This is a genomic window from Mycobacterium sp. NAZ190054, assembly GCF_001545925.1.
Lineage (GTDB): Bacteria > Actinomycetota > Actinomycetes > Mycobacteriales > Mycobacteriaceae > Mycobacterium.
In genome coordinates this window covers 1-16,233 of record NZ_LMVQ01000027.1, presented here as the reverse complement: position 1 = coordinate 16,233, position 16,233 = coordinate 1, and the positions used below count along the sequence as shown (strand labels likewise).

Here is a 16,233-nt window from a genome sequence, read left to right as displayed (position 1 = left end):
GGTCGTCAGCATCGACGGCGGCACCGACCTGAACAAGTTGGTCGGGCGCAAGGGCGAGGTGCTGGACGCGTTGCAGGAGCTGCCCCGCCTGGCCGTGCATCAGAAGACCGGGCGCAGCTGGAGGTGTGCCGGGCGTTGGCCGCCGTCGAGCGCGCGGCGGACGGCCCCCGGATCCGCGTCGAGCACGCGGGCAACTTCGTCCCCGACTACCCGGAACTGACCCGCGCCTGGACCGAGGCCGGCATCGTGCCCGTTCCGCAGCCGGTGTTCATCTACAACTTCGCCGAGTTCCTGCCCGAGTACGTCGGCGACTACAGCCGGGAGCGGCAGTTCCCGCTGCGACGGATGCTCGCCGACGGGTGGCCGGTGTCGGGCAGTTCGGATGTCTGGGTGGGCTCGGAGATCGGGCAGACCAACCCGTTCCTCAGCATCGCCAGCGCCGTCCGCAGGCGGACGTTCCACGATCTGGGTCTGGGCCCCGACGAAGGGGTCGGTGTCGCCGAGGCGCTGCGCATGCACACCGTGGGCGGCGCCTACGCCCTCGGTGAGGAACAGACCCGCGGCACGCTGGAAGCCGGCAAGTTCGCCGACGTCATCGCGCTCGACCGCAACCCGCTCGCCACGCCGGCCGACGAGCTGCTCGGGATCCGGGTCGACGACGTGTTCGTCGCCGGCGAGCGTGTGCACAGCCGACGCTGAGTCACACCTGCGAGTCCGGGAACGCGATCACCGACAGGAACCTGATCGGCACCTCGACGAGGTCGACGGGGCCGTGCGCGCCCTCACCGTCGAGCTGCAGTGAGTCACCCGGGTACAGCCGGTACACCGACCGGCTGTGGCTGTAGTCCATGACGCCTTCGAGCATGTAGATGAACTCGGTGCCGGGATGCTGGAACAGCGGATAGGTCTGGCTCTTCCCCGACAGTGTGACGTGCAGGCACTCCAGCCGCTTGTGTTCGCCGCGCAGCGAACCCAGCATCTGGTACTCGTGGCCCTCGCGGGTGCCCTCGCGCACGATGCGGGCACCGGTACCCGACTTGACGAACGCGGCAGGCCGTTCCACGTCGGCGCCACGGAAAAGGCTGGTCACCGGCACGTCGAAACCCTTGGCCAGCAGCGCCAGCGTGGACAGGCTGCAGGAGGTCTGGGCGTTCTCGATCTTGCTCATCATCGCCTTGGAGATGCCCACCCGGGTGGCGGTCTCGGCGACGGTCAGCCCCTGTTGCAGCCGCAGCAATCGCACGTTGCGGCCGATGGCGGCCTCGATCTCCAGCTCCTCCACCGGCGCGGCGGGATCCCGGTCGCGGGCCGTGCCGGAGGTGTTGCGAAGGAGCGGCACGTGATCGTCAGCAGAGGACACAAGTCTCCTGTCTAGCGCATCTGCCCCGCCCCGACGTAAGGGTAGGGCGTCTTGAGCGGATCACCCTCGTCGAACCGGGAGAACCGGAAGTCCGACGCGGGGATGCGGGAGTCACTGCTGTGGCCGTCGATCACGATGTCGGCGACCAGCCGGCCCACGGCCGGCGCGATCTTGAAACCGTGCCCGCTGAACCCGGCGGCCAGCACCAGCCCGTCCAGCGGTGCCTTCGAGATGATCGGGTTCCAGTCCGGCGTCACGTCGTAGCAGCCGGCGTAGCTGCTGGAGATCGCCGCGTCGGGGAAGCCTGGGAAGCGGGTGCCGACCTTGTCGACGGTGATGTCGACGAATTCGTCGGTGGCCCGGTTCAGGTAGGCGTCGGGATCGGCGGGGTCGATCGCGTCGTAGCCGGGCAGATCGCTGTTGCCGAACAGGATCTCCCCGCCGGTCTCGGGGCGGACGTACTGCAGGGACACCAGGTCGGAGAAGACGGGGAGCCGTCCGACCGCCGCGCTGTCGATCCCGGGCGCGATCATCACGATCTGTTCGCGGATCACCTTGATCGGTACGTCGATGCCGTACGGCGCCAGGAACGGACGGGTCCATGCGCCGGTGGCGACGACGACCGTGCCCGCCGAGATCTCGGTGCCGTCGGCGGTCCGGACGCCGGTGACGCGGTCGCCGTCGCGCAGCAGGCCGGTCACCGTGGTGCCCTGCCGGACCCGCACGCCGGCCTCGCGCGCCGCCGTGGAGAACGCCTGCGCGGTCTGATAGGCGTCGCCGTAACCGCCGCGGGCCTCCCAGCCGAACGCCGCGAACGGGGTCAGATCGGCGAACGGCCACACCTTCGCCACCTCGGCCTTGTCGATCTCCTCGGTCTCCACGCCGACAGCACGCTGCGCGGCAAGGCTTTTGCGCAGCGCCTCGACGTTGGGTTCTCCGACACCGACGACGTAGCCGGTCTGCCGGAAGCCGATGTCGGATCCGAAGATGTCCTGGGCCTGTTCGAAGACCGCGAGCCCGTCGGCGGCCATCGCGGCCAGCGAGCTGACGCCGTAGTGGCACCGGATGATGCCGCTGGACTTGCCGGTCATCCCGGAGCCGACCGTGTTGCGTTCGGCGACGACGACGTCGGTGACACCACGGCGGCTCAGCGCCCACGCGGTCGCGGCGCCCTCCAGGCCGCCGCCGACGATGACGACGTCCGCTGTCTCGGTCATGGTCACCAGCCCGACCCGTTCTGCCCCGGGATCCAGTTGGTGCCGGCCAGCGGGATACGGGCCATCGCCGCCGCCTCGATGCTCACCGCGACCAGATCGTCGGGTTCGAGATGGCACACATGTGACTTGCCGCAGGCACGGGCGATCGTCTGGGCTTCCATCGTCAGCACCCGCAGGTAGTTCGCCAACCGGTGGCCGCCGGCGACCGGGTCGAAGCGGGCGGCCAACTCCGGATCCTGGGTGCTGATGCCGGCCGGATCCCTGCCGTCCTGGAAGTCGTCGAAGAAACCCGCTGCGCTGCCGAGCTTCTCGTACTCGGCGGCATAGCGCGGGTGGTTGTCACCGAGCGCGATCAGCGCCGCCGTGCCGATCGCGACGGCGTCGGCGCCGAGCGCCAGCGCCTTGGCGACGTCGGCGCCGTTGCGGATACCGCCCGACACGATCAGCTGTACTTTGCGGTGAACTCCCAGTTCCTGCAACGCCTGCACCGCCTGCGGGATCGCCGCGAGCGTCGGGATCCCGACGTGCTCGATGAAGACCTCCTGGGTGGCGGCGGTGCCGCCCTGCATCCCGTCGACCACCACCACGTCGGCGCCGGCGTGCACGGCGAGCTTGACGTCGTAGTAGGTGCGGGTGGCGCCGACCTTGACGTAGATCGGCTTCTCCCAGTCGGTGAGCTCACGCAACTCGTTGATCTTGATGGTCAGATCGTCCGGGCCGGTCCAGTCGGGGTGGCGGCACGCCGAGCGCTGGTCGATGCCCTGAGGCAGCGTGCGCATACCCGCGACGCGTTCGGAGATCTTCTGCCCCAGCAACATTCCGCCGCCGCCGGGCTTGGCGCCCTGGCCGAGCACGACCTCGATCGCGTCGGCCTTGCGCAGGTCGTCGGGATTCATGCCGTACCGCGACGGCAGGTACTGGTACACGAGGTATTTGCTCTGGCCGCGCTCCTCGGGTGTCATCCCGCCGTCCCCGGTCGTGGTGGACGTGCCGACCTCGCTGGCTCCGCGGCCGAGGGCCTCCTTGGCCGGACCGGACAGCGCGCCGAAGCTCATTCCCGCGATGGTGACCGGGATGTCAAGGTGCAGAGGGTGTTTGGCGAACCGGTCGCCGAGCACGACGTCGGTGGCGCAGCGCTCCCGGTAACCCTCCAGCGGGTAGCGCGACATCGAGGCGCCGAGGAACAGCAGGTCGTCGAAATGGGGGAGCGGACGCTTGGCTCCCCAGCCGCGGATGTCGTAGATGCCGGTGTCGGCGGCACGCTGGATGGCCGCGATGGTGGTCCGGTCGAAGGTCGCCGATTCGCGCAGGCCGAGCCGGGCGCGGTCGTCAGGGCTGTTGCTCATCAGTAGGCACTCGCATTGTCGACGTGGAAGTGGTACAGCGATCGCGCCGACCCGTACCGGGTGTAGGCGTGGGTGTCGTCACCCTCGAAACCCGCTGTCTTGAGCAGCTTTTCCAGCTCCTCGTGGTGCTCGTCGCGCATCGGTTTGGCGACGCAGTCCGCGCCCAGCGAGGCGACGTCGCCGCGGACGTAGATGCGCGCCTCGTAGATGGAGTCGCCCAGCGCCTCGCCCGCGTCGCCGCGGATGATCAGCCGTCCGGCCTGGGCCATGAACGCGCTCATGTGGCCGACGTTGCCCCCGACGACGATGTCGACACCCTTCATCGAGATACCGCAGCGGGCGGCGGCGTTGCCGTCGATGACCAGCAGGCCACCGTGTGCGGTGGCGCCGGCCGATTGGGAGGCGTCACCTTTCACCCAGACCGAGCCGCTCATCATGTTCTCCGCGACGCCGGTTCCGGCGTTGCCGTTGATCACCACATCGGCGTGCTGGTTCATGCCCGCGGCGTAGTAGCCGACATGTCCGTCGATGGTCACGGTGACCGGTGCGTCGAGACCGACCGCGACATTGTGGGCGCCGGCCGGGTTCTGGATGACGACCTCACCGGACAGGCCCGGCGCGTGCAGCGCGGCGTTGACCTCGCGCAGCGGGGTCGCGGCGAGGTCGTAGGTCAGCGGCTCCATGCGTACACCACCTCAGGTTCGGGTTCCCAGATCTTGGCCTTCTCGACGCCGGGAAGGCCTGCCAGGGCGCGGTATTCGCTGCCCATTGCGACCCAGTCGTCGGTCTCGGCGATCACCGCCGGCTTGCACGCGATCGCGTCGCGCACCACGGCGAACGAGTCGCGGTTGGAGACCAGCAGCGTGTAGAAGCCATCGAACACCGCACAGAGCTCCTTCAATGCGCCTTCGACGTCGCGGCCCTCGGACAGCAGTTTGGCGATGAAGCGGGCGCCCACCTCGGTGTCGTTCTCGCTGTCGAACGGGACGCCCGCGGCGCGCAGCTCGCGCCGGATGGTGGCGTGGTTGGCGAACGAACCGTTGTGCACCATGCACTGGGCGGGGCCGACCGCATACGGGTGACAGCCTGCGGGTGTCACCGCGGACTCGGTGGCCATCCTTGTGTGCCCGACGCCCTGCCATCCCTGCGCCTTGGTCAGCGCCCACCCGTCGGTGAGCTGCCGGGGGTGCCCGACGCCCTTGAGTACCGCGATGTCCGGGCCGAAGCCGGCGACCAGCGCCTCGGGGTAGGCCGCACGCACCGCGTCCAGCAGGATCTCGGAACCGACGTCGGCCGACAGCACGAAGCTGACGTCGACGGCCACCCCGGACACGTCGCCGCCCAGTGCCGCCGCGACCGCCGCGGCGACCTGGTCGGCGTCCTCTGCCCGGCCGGTGCCGAGGTCGGCCACCGACACGCATCCGCGGCCCGGCGGCGACCAGGTTGGGTCACCGTAGACCGCGACCCCGGCCGAATCGCTGCCGCGATCGCCCATCTCGCAGAGCATGCCGGTCAGCAGCTCCCCGAGCCGGGGGTAGAGCTCGGGTGTCCGCAGGTGTAGCCCGACAATCCCGCACATTGCTGAAGCCCTTCCTTAATCGGTGAATCCGGCTCAGAAAGCCGTGAGGTAATAGTCGAGCTCCCAGGGGCTGACCGAGCTGTGATAGGAGAAGAACTCCTCGCGCTTGAGGTTGGCGAAGTACGCCGCGACACCCTCGCCGGCGGCGTCGAGGACACCGGTCACCACCGGGTCGGTCTCGAAGTCCTCCACCGCGTGCAACAGCGTCAGCGGCAGCGTCCGCGTGCTGACGCCCTGACCGACGGCGCCGGGGTCGGTGCTGCGTTTGATGCCGTCGATGCCGGCGCCGAGCGCGGCGGCGATGGCCAGGTACGGGTTGGCTGAGCCGTCACCGCCGCGCATCTCGATCCGGTCGGAGTCGGGTACCCGGATGTAGTGGGTCCGGTCATTGCCGCCGTAGGTGGGCTGCCGCGGCGCCCAGGACGCTCCCGACGACGTCGAGACGGCACCGGTTCGCTTGTAGGAGTTCACCGTTGGCGCCACCACGGCCTGCAGCGCACACGCGTGCTCGAGGATTCCGCCGATGAATCCGTATGCGGTGTCGGACAGGCCCAGGCCCCGCTCGTCGTCCTCTGCCGGGAAGACGGGGGCGCCGGCACTGGTCAGGGAAAGGTGGAAGTGCAGCCCGTTACCCGTCTTGTCGCCGAACGGTTTCGCCATGAAGGTGGCGATCATGCCGCGTTCGGCTGCGATCATCGACAGCAGGTAGCGCAGCGTGATGACGCGGTCGGCAGTGGTCAACGCGTCGGCGAACTTGAAGTTCTGCTCGAACTGTCCGTTGCCATCCTCGTGGTCGTTGGCGTAATTGGACCAGCCGAGTTGATTCATCGCCGTCGACACGGCGGTCAGGTGGTCATACATCCGGGTGACGCCGCGGGCGTCGTAACACGGCTGGGCGGCGGTGTCGGCGGTGTCGGCGACCGCGATGCTGCCATCGTCGTTGCGGGACAACAGGAAGTACTCGACCTCGGCACCGACCCACGGTTCGAAGCCGGCGTCCGAGCAGCGTTGGATCAGGGACTTCAGGATGACCCGTGGCGCATAGGGCCAGGGTTCCCCGTTGACGTGCGGGTCGCAGTGCACGATCGCCAGGCCGTCCTTGATGAACGGGATCGGGGTGAACGACTCCGGATCCGGGATGGCCATCAGATCCGGGTCCTTGGGTTCCTGGCCCATCGCTCCGACGGCGTAGCCGGCGAAGCCGACGCCCTCGGTGGCGAGCAGGTCGATCGCCTCGACCGGCACCAGCTTGGCGCACGGCTTGCCCCGCAGGTCGACGAACAGCGCGAGGATGAACTTCGTGCCGGATTGCTCGGCCAGAGTGGCCAGATCAGGAGCCATTTTTTCGATCCTTGTCTCTTGTTGTGAATCAAAGTATCACGCAGGGAAACCACGTGCACGGCGAGCGGCCCGCGTCAGGCGGGCGGGATCTCGCAGGACGCCTCACGTTGGAAGGCGGCTCCGAAGCAGAGCCGTTCACTGTCAGTACCGACGCCGTGTTACATGCGCAGTCGCGGTGCGTTTCGTCGAGGTAAACGCGGCGCCGGTATGGCGCTTATGAATCGCTGTGGAGCAATCGATCTCAGCGCTGCAGGCGCGCGGCGAGCACCGCCCGGCCCGGGCCGGTGAGCTCGTCGACGGAGTGGACCCGGCCCGCCAGCGCCATCATCAGCGCTTCTCCGGGCCCTGTGACCTCGAGCCCGCGGCCGTACTCCCAGTCGACGTCGGTCGCGCGCAACCGCAGCCCCCTGATCCGCCAGGGCACGCCGAGCCTCGGGTTGGGCGGCAGCAGCTGCAGAACCCGCCGCAGCCGGTCCGGCGGGATCGTGCGCGGCAGCCCGAGCGGGCGCCGGATGTCCTGCTGGTGGACGGTTCCGTCGACCAGTGCGATCATGCCGTCGAAGCGCGCCGTCAACCCTTGGGGCCGAACATGTTCGGCGAGGAACGCGACGAGCTGCTCCGGGGTCAATGACGAGTACTCCCGCACCCCCACCTCGTTCGCGCGCACCACCCGTCCACGGGCGAACCGCTTGATCAGCCCGGCGAACCCGAGCTCCTCATAGCTGATCACATGCGCCACCACGTCTTTGACCGTCCACGCGCTGCACAGTGTGCCGGCGTCCCACTGCTGCGGGGTCAGGGTGGCCAGGAAGTCGGCGAAGTCGGCACGTTCGGCGCGGGCCATCTCCATCTGCGTGCTCATCGGTCGACCAACTCCGCGAAGCGCCGCACGTACAGCGGCCAGCCGCCCTCGCCGCCCACCCCGTCGGCGACCGACCGCCAGCCATCCGCCCCGACGTCGTAGATATGGCCGCCCACCCTCGGTTCGAAGACGGTCTCGACGATCGGGGAACCGAGCAGGTTGTGCTCGCGGGGTTTGAAGTCGCCGAACTGCGTGGTGAACACCGTGAACGCACGCTCGGCCGAGGCGTTGACGACGATCTGACTGCGGACGGGCTGGGTCATGTCTGCTCCTGTGTGTCCTGTTCGACGATGTCTTTGAAGCCGGCCAGGGCCTGAGTCCAGAAGCGGTCGAGGTCGGCGCGCAGGGCTGCGATGCCCTCGGGGTCGAGCTGGTAGACCCGCCGCGTCCCCTGGGCGCGGTCGCAGACCAGGCCCGCGGACTTGAGGATCTTGAGGTGCTGGGAGACGGCGGGCCGGCTGACCGGAAGGTCGCGGGCCAGCTCACCGACGGCGCACGGCCCCGCGGCGAGGCGCTGCATGATCGAGCGCCGGGTGCCGTCGGCGATGGCGTCCCAGGGATCGGCAGTTCGGTAAGTGGTCACTAACGGTAAGTTAGCACTTACCGATTCCGGTTGAGGACGATTTCGTCCAGCGGAAGCCGACGGCGGGGCCGCAGGTCGCGTTCGGCGATCTCCGGAGCCACCGCGGCGTGGTCACCGAGGCGGCCCACCGCGATGACCATCAACGGCCGCAACCCGGCGGGCAGCGCGAAGGCCTCGCCGGCTCCGGTGACGTCGAAGCCGGCCATCGGGTGGGCGATCAGGCCGCGGGAGACGGCCTCGATCGTGATGTTGGCCATAGCTGCGCCGGCGTCGACCGCGGCGTAGCGCTGCGTCTTCTCGTCCTCGCCGTCGTCGGCGCACAGCAGGATCAGCGCGCTGGCAGCGGTCGCGTAGCTGTTGCCGCGCCGCAACAGCGCGGCAATCGTCGTGAACGTCACATCCGTGCGAAGGCCCACCACGAACCGGATCGGCTGCCGTCCTCCCCACGTCGGAGCCCACCGCGCGGCCTCCAGCAGCGCGGTCAGGTCGTCCCGCGACAGCTCGGCGGCGGGGTCGAACGCGCGCGGACTCCAGCGCTGGGCGATCGGGGCGTGGATCGGGACCGAGGTGTCGGCCGACCGATCGGCGGGCACGGCGGGCACGACCTGCACGTTACCGGCGGAAAAAATCGGGTGCGCGCAGCCTTTATCCTTTATGGGATCTCCCCCGCGGTTCGCAATCGACCCAAAGCTAGTGAAAGGTTCTGCAGTGGCGCTCGTCGTACAGAAATACGGCGGATCCTCGGTGGCCGACGCCGAGCGCATCCGCCGTGTGGCCGAGCGCATCGTCGAGACCAAGAAGGCGGGCAACGACGTCGTGGTGGTGGTCTCGGCGATGGGCGACACCACCGACGAGCTGCTCGACCTGGCCAAGCAGGTGTCCCCGGCCCCGCCGGCCCGGGAACTCGACATGCTGCTGACCGCCGGTGAACGCATCTCCAACGCCCTGGTCGCGATGGCGATCGAGTCGCTGGGCGCGCAGGCGCGGTCCTTCACCGGGTCGCAGGCCGGCGTCATCACCACCGGCATCCACGGCAACGCCAAGATCATCGACGTCAACCCCGGCCGGCTGCGGAACGCGCTCGACGAAGGCCAGATCGTCCTGGTGGCCGGTTTCCAGGGGGTCAGCCAGGACACCAAGGACGTGACCACGCTGGGCCGCGGCGGGTCGGACACCACCGCGGTGGCCGTCGCCGCGGCGCTCGACGCCGACGTCTGCGAGATCTACACCGATGTCGACGGCATCTTCACCGCCGATCCGCGCATCGTGTCCAACGCGCGCCGGCTCGACACCGTCTCCTTCGAAGAGATGCTGGAGATGGCGGCCGCGGGAGCCAAGGTGCTGATGCTGCGCTGCGTCGAGTACGCCCGCCGCTACAACCTGCCCATCCACGTCCGGTCGTCGTACACCGACAGGCCGGGCACACTCGTCAAAGGATCGATCGAGGACATCCCCATGGAAGACGCCATCCTCACCGGAGTTGCCCACGACCGCGGGGAGGCCAAGGTGACCGTCGTCGGGCTGCCCGACGTCCCCGGCTACGCCGCCAAGGTGTTCCGCGCCGTCGCCGACGCCGACGTCAACATCGACATGGTGCTGCAGAACATCTCGAAGGTCGAGGACGGCAAGACCGACATCACGTTCACCTGCTCGCGGGAGAGCGGGCCGGGCGCGGTGGAGAAACTGACCGCTTTGCAGGACGAAATCGGTTTCACCCGTGTGCTTTACGACGACCACATCGGCAAGGTGTCGCTGATCGGCGCCGGGATGCGCAGCCACCCCGGAGTGACGGCGACGTTCTGTGAGGCGCTGGCCAACGCGGGCATCAACATCGACCTGATCTCCACCTCCGAGATCCGGATCTCGGTGCTGATCAAGGACACCGAACTCGATCGGGCGGTCGCAGCGCTGCACGAGGCGTTCGGGCTCGGCGGCGACGAGGAAGCCGTGGTCTACGCAGGGACGGGGCGCTGAGATGGTGAACATCGGTGTGGTCGGGGCGACCGGCCAGGTCGGCCAGGTGATGCGAACCCTGTTGGCGCAGCGCGAGTTCCCCGCCGACGAGGTCCGGTTCTTCGCTTCGGCGCGCTCGGCGGGCAAGAAGCTGGAGTTCCAGGGCCGCGAGATCGAGGTCGAGGACTCCGAGACGGCCGACCCGTCCGGTCTGGACATCGCGCTGTTCTCCGCGGGGGCGACGATGTCGCGGGTGCAGGCGCCGCGGTTCGCCGCCGCGGGGGCGATCGTCGTCGACAACTCGTCGGCGTGGCGCAAGGATCCCGACGTTCCGTTGGTGGTCTCCGAGGTGAACTTCGAGCGCGACGTCGCCGACCGGGTCCGGTCCCTGCCGAAGGGCATCATCGCGAATCCCAACTGCACCACCATGGCCGCGATGCCGGTGCTCAAGCCGCTGCATGACGAGGCCGGGCTGGTCCGGATGATCGCCTCGACCTACCAGGCGGTCTCGGGCAGTGGGCTGGCCGGTGTCGAGGAGCTGTTCGGGCAGGCGACGGCCGTCGTCGAGGGCAGCCGGTCGTTGGTGCACGACGGTCGCGCGGTCGACTTCCCGGCGCCGGACAAGTACGTCGCGCCGATCGCGTTCAACGTGGTGCCGCTGGCCGGTTCGCTGGTCGACGACGGGTCCGGGGAAACCGACGAGGACCAGAAGCTGCGCAACGAGAGCCGCAAGATCCTGGGCATCCCGGATCTCGCCGTGTCGGGCACCTGTGTGCGCGTGCCGGTCTACACCGGGCACTCGCTGTCGATGAACGTCGAATTCTCCCGACCTCTGTCCGTCGAGCGGGCCACCGAGATCCTCGGTTCGGCGCCCGGCGTGACACTGGTGGACGTGCCGACTCCGCTGGCCGCCGCCGGGGTCGACGAGTCACTGGTCGGCCGGATCCGCCAGGACCCCGGGGTGCCCGACGGCCGCGGGCTGGCGTTGTTCGTCTCGGGGGACAACCTGCGCAAGGGTGCGGCGCTCAACACCATCCAGATCGCCGAGCTGCTGGCCGCCCAGTTGTAAGTGTCCCGCCGAAATTGCATTCCAGCAGGGCTCCTCTCGGTGTTTCTCTGCTGGAATGCCATTTCGGCAGCGAGTGCGACGCCGCCGGCGGAGCTGCCTACGCTGCCGCCCGGCCAGGTTCTGCGTCTCGGCCCGGTCGCCGGAACCGGAACGCTGACAGCCGATTACGGCATCGGTGCGACCGACCTGTGTGAGTTCATGGAGTTCCCGAGCGGCACCCTGCAGGTGTGCGGGGACAGCTTCGCCGGGCAGGGCGTCGGTTTCGGGGGCTGGTACTCGCCGATCGCGTTGCATGTGGTCGGGGACTCGCTCGAGGATCCGGGCGGAGTGCGCTACGACGGGGTGACGGGCGTGTCGGTGCCGTTGCTGGCCGACCCGACGCCGCCGGGTGCCTCGCAGCTGCCCGCCGGCGTCATCGCGATCAACCGCGAGAACTGGATGCTGGTGACCACCACCAGGGATCTGCGACCGCAGACCTCACGTCTGGTGAAAGCGGTTGCCGGGCAAGGGAACTGGCAGACCATTCCGGGATCCGAACGCGATGCGGGGTATGCGGGCGGACGGCAGTCGCAGATCAGCGGTTACTACGACCCGATCCCGACAGAGGAGTCACCGCGCGGCTGGGTGTACATCGTGGCCAACAGCTTCGACCGCAGCGGGCCCGTCGTGCTCTATCGGGCCACGCCGCAATCGTTCACCGATCGCGCTTCGTGGCAAGGCTGGACGGGCACCGGATGGGGTGGTGAGCCGGTGCCGCTGTGGCCCGACCGGGTCGGCGAGATGAGCGTGCGCCAGATCGACGGGCAGACGGTGCTGTCGTACTTCAACGCCACCACGGGGAACATGGAGATCCGGGTCGCCAACGACCCGACGCAGCTGGGCACGGCGCCGGTGACGACGGTAGTGGTCGCCGCGCCGTGGCCGGACCGCGTCGAGGATCTGCCACCCCCGCAGGACAACCGGCTCGCCCAGCCCTACGGCGGGTACATCTCGCCGAGGTCGACCCCGGACGCGGTGCGGGTGTTCGTCAGCCAGTGGAACACCATGCCCCGCGGCGGCGCCCCGTACCGCGTGCTCCAGTTCGTGGTGAACCCGATCAAGCCGGCTTGGTGAGGCTGCGACCGTGCACTCATAGCTGATTCACAGCCGGCACCTAACGCCGACAGTGGATCGCGGCGCAGGATCGCGGCCATGAGTGAAGCAACACCGCCCCCGTCCGAGACCGAACCGACCACCGCCCCGATCGCAGCCCCGCCTGCCGGACCGCCGACCGGCTACCTCCAACAGCAGCCCAGCCGGCTCAACAAGGCCGCCGCGTGGGTCGGCATCGCCGCCGGCTCGGTGTTCATCGTGGCCGTCATCTTCGGCGCCGGGGTCTTCGTGGGCAAGAACATCGACGACGGTCCCCGCTTCCACGTCCGCGGCCACGGCATGGTGGGACATCCCGGCCCGGCGATGTTCCCGATGGGTCCGCGTGACGGGTTCGACCGCGGGCCGGTGATCGAGGCGCCGCGTCCGCCCGGCGGCCCGGCCGCTCCGACACCGAGCGCGGCGCCGCGTCCCTGATCTGACGCGCGTTTTCTCTCGGATTGCGTACGCAACGACTGTCGGCGGCGCGCCGAGCCCGAGCATCGCTGACGGTCGGGATCCGGCGGAGCGTTCGGCGAATTCGTTCGCGAACGTACGGATTCTGACGGGAATCGCTGCAAATCCATCAGAAAACGTACGCTCGTCGGTCCGGCGGATAGCTACGAGCCCGCGTCCCGGTCAGCGCGACGGGCCCTGACCCGGGTAGGGCAGAAGGGCCATCTCGCGGGCGTTCTTCACGGCGGCGGATGAACTGCCGCAGCGTCGCCGTGTCCTTGTAGTCGACGTATTCGATCCCGAGACTCTTCAACAGGTTTCGGCGTTTCTTCGGGGGCGCGTCGTCGCGCCGCTTCGCCTTCACCAGCTCGACTTCCGGACGCCGGGCAGCTGGCCTTGATGCGCGAGCTCGCGTACCCGCACCCGGGACAGGCCGAACTTGCGAAGATGCCCGCGTGGCCGGCCGTCGACCGAGTCCCGGTTGCGCAGCCGGACCGGGCTGGCGTCGCGGGGTTGACGGTTCAGTTCCGACTGCGCCTTCGCCCGGGCCTCTGGCGAGGTGGAGGGCGACTTGATCAGCGCCTTGAGTTCGGCTCTGCGCTCGGCGTAGCGAGCGACGACCTGGCGGCGCCGCTCGTTCTGCACGATCTTCGATTTCTTGGCCATCAACGCTCCTCGCGGAAGTCGACGTGCCTGCGCACCACCGGGTCGTACTTTCGCAGGGTGATCCGGTCGGGGTCGTTGCGGCGGTTCTTGCGCGTGATGTAGGTGTAGCCGGTGCCCGCGGTGGAGCGCAGCTTGACCAAGGGCCGGATCTCGTTGCGCGCCATCAGACCTTCTGTCCTTCCCGGCGCAGACGAGCGACCACCGATTCGATGCCGTCGCGGTCGATGATCTTGATGCCTTTCGCGCTGACCCGCAGCCGGATCCGCCGGCCCTCGGACGGCAGGTGGTACGTCTTGGTCTGGATGTTCGGATCCCAGCGGCGGCGGGTGCGGCGGTGTGAATGCGACACCGCGTTGCCGAAGCCGGGCACGCGGCCGGTGACCTGGCAGTGAGCGGACACGACACTCCTCCTAATGAAAATGATTTTCGACAAGGTGTATCGCGAACTGTAGCGTGAACCCGACGTTATTGAAAATCATTCCCATTAGAGGAGGTTCCATGCAGATGCGCACGCCGGTCGTCGTCGTGGCCGGACAGGGCGACGCCGGCGCCGACGTCTCCCGTGTTCTGCTGAGCGGCGAGGGCACGGCTCTGGTGGAGCACAGGTTCGACGGGCACGTCGTGCACCGCAGAACCACCCTGATGCAGGGTGGGCTGCCCGCCGCCGTGGAGGAGGTTCTGGAGCTCACCAACTGCTGTCTGTCCTGCACGGTCCGTGAGAGCCTGCTCGGGCACCTGCGCCGACTGCACCGCAGACCCGATGTCGCCCGCATCGCGGTGCGACTCAATGCGTGGATGGAACCCGAGCCGGTCTGTTTCGCCATCGCGCACTCGCCCGCGGCGCGGGACGTGGCGATGTCGGCCGTCATCGCCACCGTCGACCCCGCGACCTGGCTCAAGCAGGCAGTGGGCGACGACGAACTCGACGACGGACGCACCGTCGCACAGGTGGTCGTCTCCCAGGTCGAGTTCTCCGACGTCGTCGTGCTCACCCGCCCGGACCCCGAGACCCTCGCCGTCACCCGCAGGCTCGCCCCCAGGGCACGCGTCACCGTCGGCACGAAACGACTGAACCTCGCGCTGGCGAACCTGGAACCCGATGCGCGGCGCGGGCGTAGCGACGACCCGCACGGTTCACTGTTGGCGGGTCAACCGCCGCTCGGGGTCACCGGCGCGGTCCGCCTCGTCGAGTTCCGGGCCCGCCGTCCCTTTCACCCGGCCCGACTGCACGCCGCGGTCGATCTGCTGCTCGAGGGTGTGGTCCGCAGCAGGGGACGGCTCTGGCTGGCCACCCTGCCCGGCCACGCGATGTGGCTGGAATCCGCCGGGGGTGGGATGCGTGTCACGCCGGCCGGAAAGTGGTTGGCCGCCATGACTTCCCGTGAGATCGCCTACGTGGGTCCGGAGCGGCGCGCCATGGCGGACCTGATCTGGGATCACCGGCACGGGGACCGGCACACGTCGATGACCGTGCTGGTGTGTGGGGCCGACCCCGCCGAGATCCTCGACGCACTCACCGGCGCGCTGCTCACCGACGCCGAGATGCGGCGTCCACAGGACTGGTGCCGCTTCGAGGACCCGTTCGCCGCGCACCTGGAAGGGCATGCCGACGAGGGCCGGCTGGCATGATCGGGTGAATGCGCATCGAAGTCGTCTCCGCTGAGGGTCTGACGTGAGGGTCACCGCGGCGGCCGCCGCAGCTCTCGTGGCGATGTCGGTGGCGCTGTCCGCCCCTGCGCACGCGCGGCCGTCGGATCCCGGCGTCGTCAACTACGCGGTGATGAGCAAGGGGTCGGTCAGCAACATCGTCGGGGCCCGGCTCGGGTTCGAGTCCGTGTTCACCAGTCCGTTCCAGGCGTTCCACGTCGACAACCCGGCCTGCAACAACTGGGCCGACATCGGCCTGCCCGAGGTGTACGCCGACCCCGACCTGGCGTCGTTCAACGGCGCCGTCACCCACGAGTCACCGACCGACGTCGCACATCTGGTGAAGCAGTCGGTCGGCGTCTTCGCCACCGGCGAGGCGGCCAACCGGGCGTTCTACCGGCTCGTCGACCGCACCGTCGGCTGCAACGGCCAGACCACCGCCATGCACCTGGACAACCTGACCACCCAGGTGTGGACGTTCACCGGCGGTCCGACCACCGCGACCGAGGCCGACTGGGTCAAGCAGGAGGCCGGCACCGACCGGCGCTGCTTCGTCACCACCCGGCTGCGGGAGAACGTGCTGCTGCAGGCCAAGGTCTGTCAGTCCGGCAACGGCGGTCCGGCCGTCAATGTGCTGGCCGGTGCCATGCAGAACACCCTCGGGCAATAGTCCTCCGAGACGTCATCCAATCGTCACCGGAAAAATCGCGGGACTTTGTCGGTCCTCTCTGGAAGATGGGTAAAGACGCAGCGGTCGATCCACACCCGGAGGGGGTGGCTGATGGCAAGCACGATGGCATCCAGCGATGTCGCCGGACAGTGCGCGGACGCACTGACCAGTGCGGAGGCGGCTGCACACCACATCGTCGGCACCTGCCTGAAAGACGGCCCGGTCGGGCCGGTGGGCCTGGAGATCGAGGCCCACTGCTACGACCTCGCCGATCCGCGGCGCCGGCCCGGCTGGGACGAGGTGACCGCGACGATCGCCGCGCTGCCGCCGCTGCCCGGCGGCAGCGTCGTCACCGT

At 68.9% G+C, this 16,233-nt stretch carries 20 protein-coding genes and 3 pseudogenes; 9 read left to right on the top strand and 14 right to left on the bottom strand.

All coding sequences use genetic code 11. From position 1 onward, the window contains the following. Positions 1–112: pseudogene (locus tag ASJ79_RS33635) on the top strand (single-stranded DNA-binding protein); the annotation flags it as partial. 23 nt (positions 113–135) lie between these two features. Then, positions 136–699, top strand: coding sequence for an amidohydrolase family protein (locus ASJ79_RS03060; RefSeq protein WP_231750700.1), 564 nt, complete (start codon positions 136–138; stop codon positions 697–699). 1 nt (position 700) lies between these two features. Here the strand turns inward: ASJ79_RS03060 and ASJ79_RS03055 are convergent, their stop codons facing one another. The 10 genes from ASJ79_RS03055 to ASJ79_RS03010 all read right to left on the bottom strand — a co-directional run bounded on the left by ASJ79_RS03055 (position 701) and on the right by ASJ79_RS03010 (position 8,890). Then, entirely contained in the window at positions 701–1,360 is a 660-nt protein-coding gene (locus ASJ79_RS03055) for an XRE family transcriptional regulator (RefSeq protein WP_067953075.1), read from the bottom strand. Positions 1,361–1,371: 11 nt separating this feature from the next. Beyond that, on the bottom strand, positions 1,372–2,577 hold the full coding sequence (locus tag ASJ79_RS03050) for an FAD-binding oxidoreductase (protein ID WP_067953073.1): 1,206 nt from the start codon (positions 2,575–2,577) through the stop codon (positions 1,372–1,374). A gap of 2 nt (positions 2,578–2,579) precedes the next feature. After that, the gene (locus ASJ79_RS03045) at positions 2,580–3,923 is read right to left on the bottom strand and encodes an FMN-binding glutamate synthase family protein (protein ID WP_067953070.1); all 1,344 of its coding nucleotides are present in this window, start codon (positions 3,921–3,923) and stop codon (positions 2,580–2,582) included. Then, on the bottom strand, positions 3,923–4,606 hold the full coding sequence (locus ASJ79_RS03040; RefSeq protein ID WP_067953068.1) for a protein glxC: 684 nt from the start codon (positions 4,604–4,606) through the stop codon (positions 3,923–3,925). The genes ASJ79_RS03045 and ASJ79_RS03040 overlap by 1 nt, the downstream gene beginning before the upstream one ends. Continuing rightward, positions 4,594–5,502 (bottom strand): glutamine amidotransferase, encoded by a 909-nt coding sequence (locus ASJ79_RS03035; protein WP_067953065.1) that lies wholly within the window; start codon positions 5,500–5,502, stop codon positions 4,594–4,596. The genes ASJ79_RS03040 and ASJ79_RS03035 overlap by 13 nt, the downstream gene beginning before the upstream one ends. A gap of 33 nt (positions 5,503–5,535) precedes the next feature. Continuing rightward, positions 5,536–6,843: a type III glutamate--ammonia ligase gene (glnT, locus tag ASJ79_RS03030; protein ID WP_067953063.1), complete on the bottom strand. Its 1,308-nt coding sequence runs from the start codon at positions 6,841–6,843 to the stop codon at positions 5,536–5,538. Between the two features lie 241 nt (positions 6,844–7,084). Further along, complete coding sequence (locus tag ASJ79_RS03025) at positions 7,085–7,705, bottom strand: maleylpyruvate isomerase family mycothiol-dependent enzyme (protein ID WP_067953061.1); 621 nt, start codon at positions 7,703–7,705, stop codon at positions 7,085–7,087. Next, entirely contained in the window at positions 7,702–7,968 is a 267-nt protein-coding gene (locus tag ASJ79_RS03020) for a hypothetical protein (protein ID WP_067953059.1), read from the bottom strand. The genes ASJ79_RS03025 and ASJ79_RS03020 overlap by 4 nt, the downstream gene beginning before the upstream one ends. Next, positions 7,965–8,288: a helix-turn-helix transcriptional regulator gene (locus ASJ79_RS03015; RefSeq protein WP_067953057.1), complete on the bottom strand. Its 324-nt coding sequence runs from the start codon at positions 8,286–8,288 to the stop codon at positions 7,965–7,967. Before ASJ79_RS03015 ends, ASJ79_RS03020 begins: the two co-directional genes overlap by 4 nt. 17 nt (positions 8,289–8,305) lie before the next feature. Then, complete coding sequence (locus tag ASJ79_RS03010) at positions 8,306–8,890, bottom strand: nitroreductase family protein (RefSeq protein ID WP_067953082.1); 585 nt, start codon at positions 8,888–8,890, stop codon at positions 8,306–8,308. Positions 8,891–8,996: 106 nt separating this feature from the next. Here ASJ79_RS03010 and ASJ79_RS03005 point away from each other — a divergent pair, with 106 nt between their 5' ends. The 4 genes from ASJ79_RS03005 (at position 8,997) to ASJ79_RS02990 (ending at position 12,876) form a co-directional block, all read left to right on the top strand. Further along, positions 8,997–10,262: an aspartate kinase gene (locus tag ASJ79_RS03005; RefSeq protein WP_067953054.1), complete on the top strand. Its 1,266-nt coding sequence runs from the start codon at positions 8,997–8,999 to the stop codon at positions 10,260–10,262. Position 10,263: 1 nt separating this feature from the next. After that, positions 10,264–11,310: an aspartate-semialdehyde dehydrogenase gene (locus tag ASJ79_RS03000; protein WP_067953052.1), complete on the top strand. Its 1,047-nt coding sequence runs from the start codon at positions 10,264–10,266 to the stop codon at positions 11,308–11,310. A gap of 18 nt (positions 11,311–11,328) precedes the next feature. Then, positions 11,329–12,423, top strand: a complete 1,095-nt coding sequence (locus tag ASJ79_RS02995; RefSeq protein ID WP_067953080.1) for a DUF4185 domain-containing protein — start codon at positions 11,329–11,331, stop codon at positions 12,421–12,423. Positions 12,424–12,501: 78 nt separating this feature from the next. Continuing rightward, positions 12,502–12,876, top strand: coding sequence for a hypothetical protein (locus ASJ79_RS02990; RefSeq protein ID WP_067953050.1), 375 nt, complete (start codon positions 12,502–12,504; stop codon positions 12,874–12,876). Positions 12,877–13,077: 201 nt separating this feature from the next. Here the strand turns inward: ASJ79_RS02990 and ASJ79_RS30670 are convergent. The 4 genes and pseudogenes from ASJ79_RS30670 to rpmB all read right to left on the bottom strand — a co-directional run bounded on the left by ASJ79_RS30670 (position 13,078) and on the right by rpmB (position 13,960). Then, positions 13,078–13,258: pseudogene (locus ASJ79_RS30670) on the bottom strand (30S ribosomal protein S18). Next, positions 13,255–13,560, bottom strand: a complete 306-nt coding sequence (gene rpsN / locus ASJ79_RS02985; RefSeq protein ID WP_067953048.1) for a 30S ribosomal protein S14 — start codon at positions 13,558–13,560, stop codon at positions 13,255–13,257. Before rpsN ends, ASJ79_RS30670 begins: the two are co-directional and overlap by 4 nt. Next, on the bottom strand, positions 13,560–13,724 hold the full coding sequence (rpmG, locus tag ASJ79_RS02980; protein ID WP_011782614.1) for a 50S ribosomal protein L33: 165 nt from the start codon (positions 13,722–13,724) through the stop codon (positions 13,560–13,562). Before rpmG ends, rpsN begins: the two co-directional genes overlap by 1 nt. After that, positions 13,724–13,960 (bottom strand): 50S ribosomal protein L28, encoded by a 237-nt coding sequence (gene rpmB / locus ASJ79_RS02975; RefSeq protein ID WP_067953046.1) that lies wholly within the window; start codon positions 13,958–13,960, stop codon positions 13,724–13,726. Before rpmB ends, rpmG begins: the two co-directional genes overlap by 1 nt. A 104-nt stretch (positions 13,961–14,064) precedes the next feature. Between rpmB and mrf the strand changes: the two genes are divergently transcribed. The 3 genes and pseudogenes from mrf to ASJ79_RS02960 all read left to right on the top strand — a co-directional run. Continuing rightward, positions 14,065–15,189: a ribosome hibernation factor-recruiting GTPase MRF gene (gene mrf / locus ASJ79_RS02970; RefSeq protein WP_067953078.1), complete on the top strand. Its 1,125-nt coding sequence runs from the start codon at positions 14,065–14,067 to the stop codon at positions 15,187–15,189. Positions 15,190–15,271: 82 nt separating this feature from the next. After that, positions 15,272–15,877 (top strand): sensor domain-containing protein, encoded by a 606-nt coding sequence (locus ASJ79_RS02965; protein WP_082753636.1) that lies wholly within the window; start codon positions 15,272–15,274, stop codon positions 15,875–15,877. Between the two features lie 111 nt (positions 15,878–15,988). After that, positions 15,989–16,233: pseudogene (locus ASJ79_RS02960) on the top strand (ergothioneine biosynthesis glutamate--cysteine ligase EgtA); the annotation flags it as partial.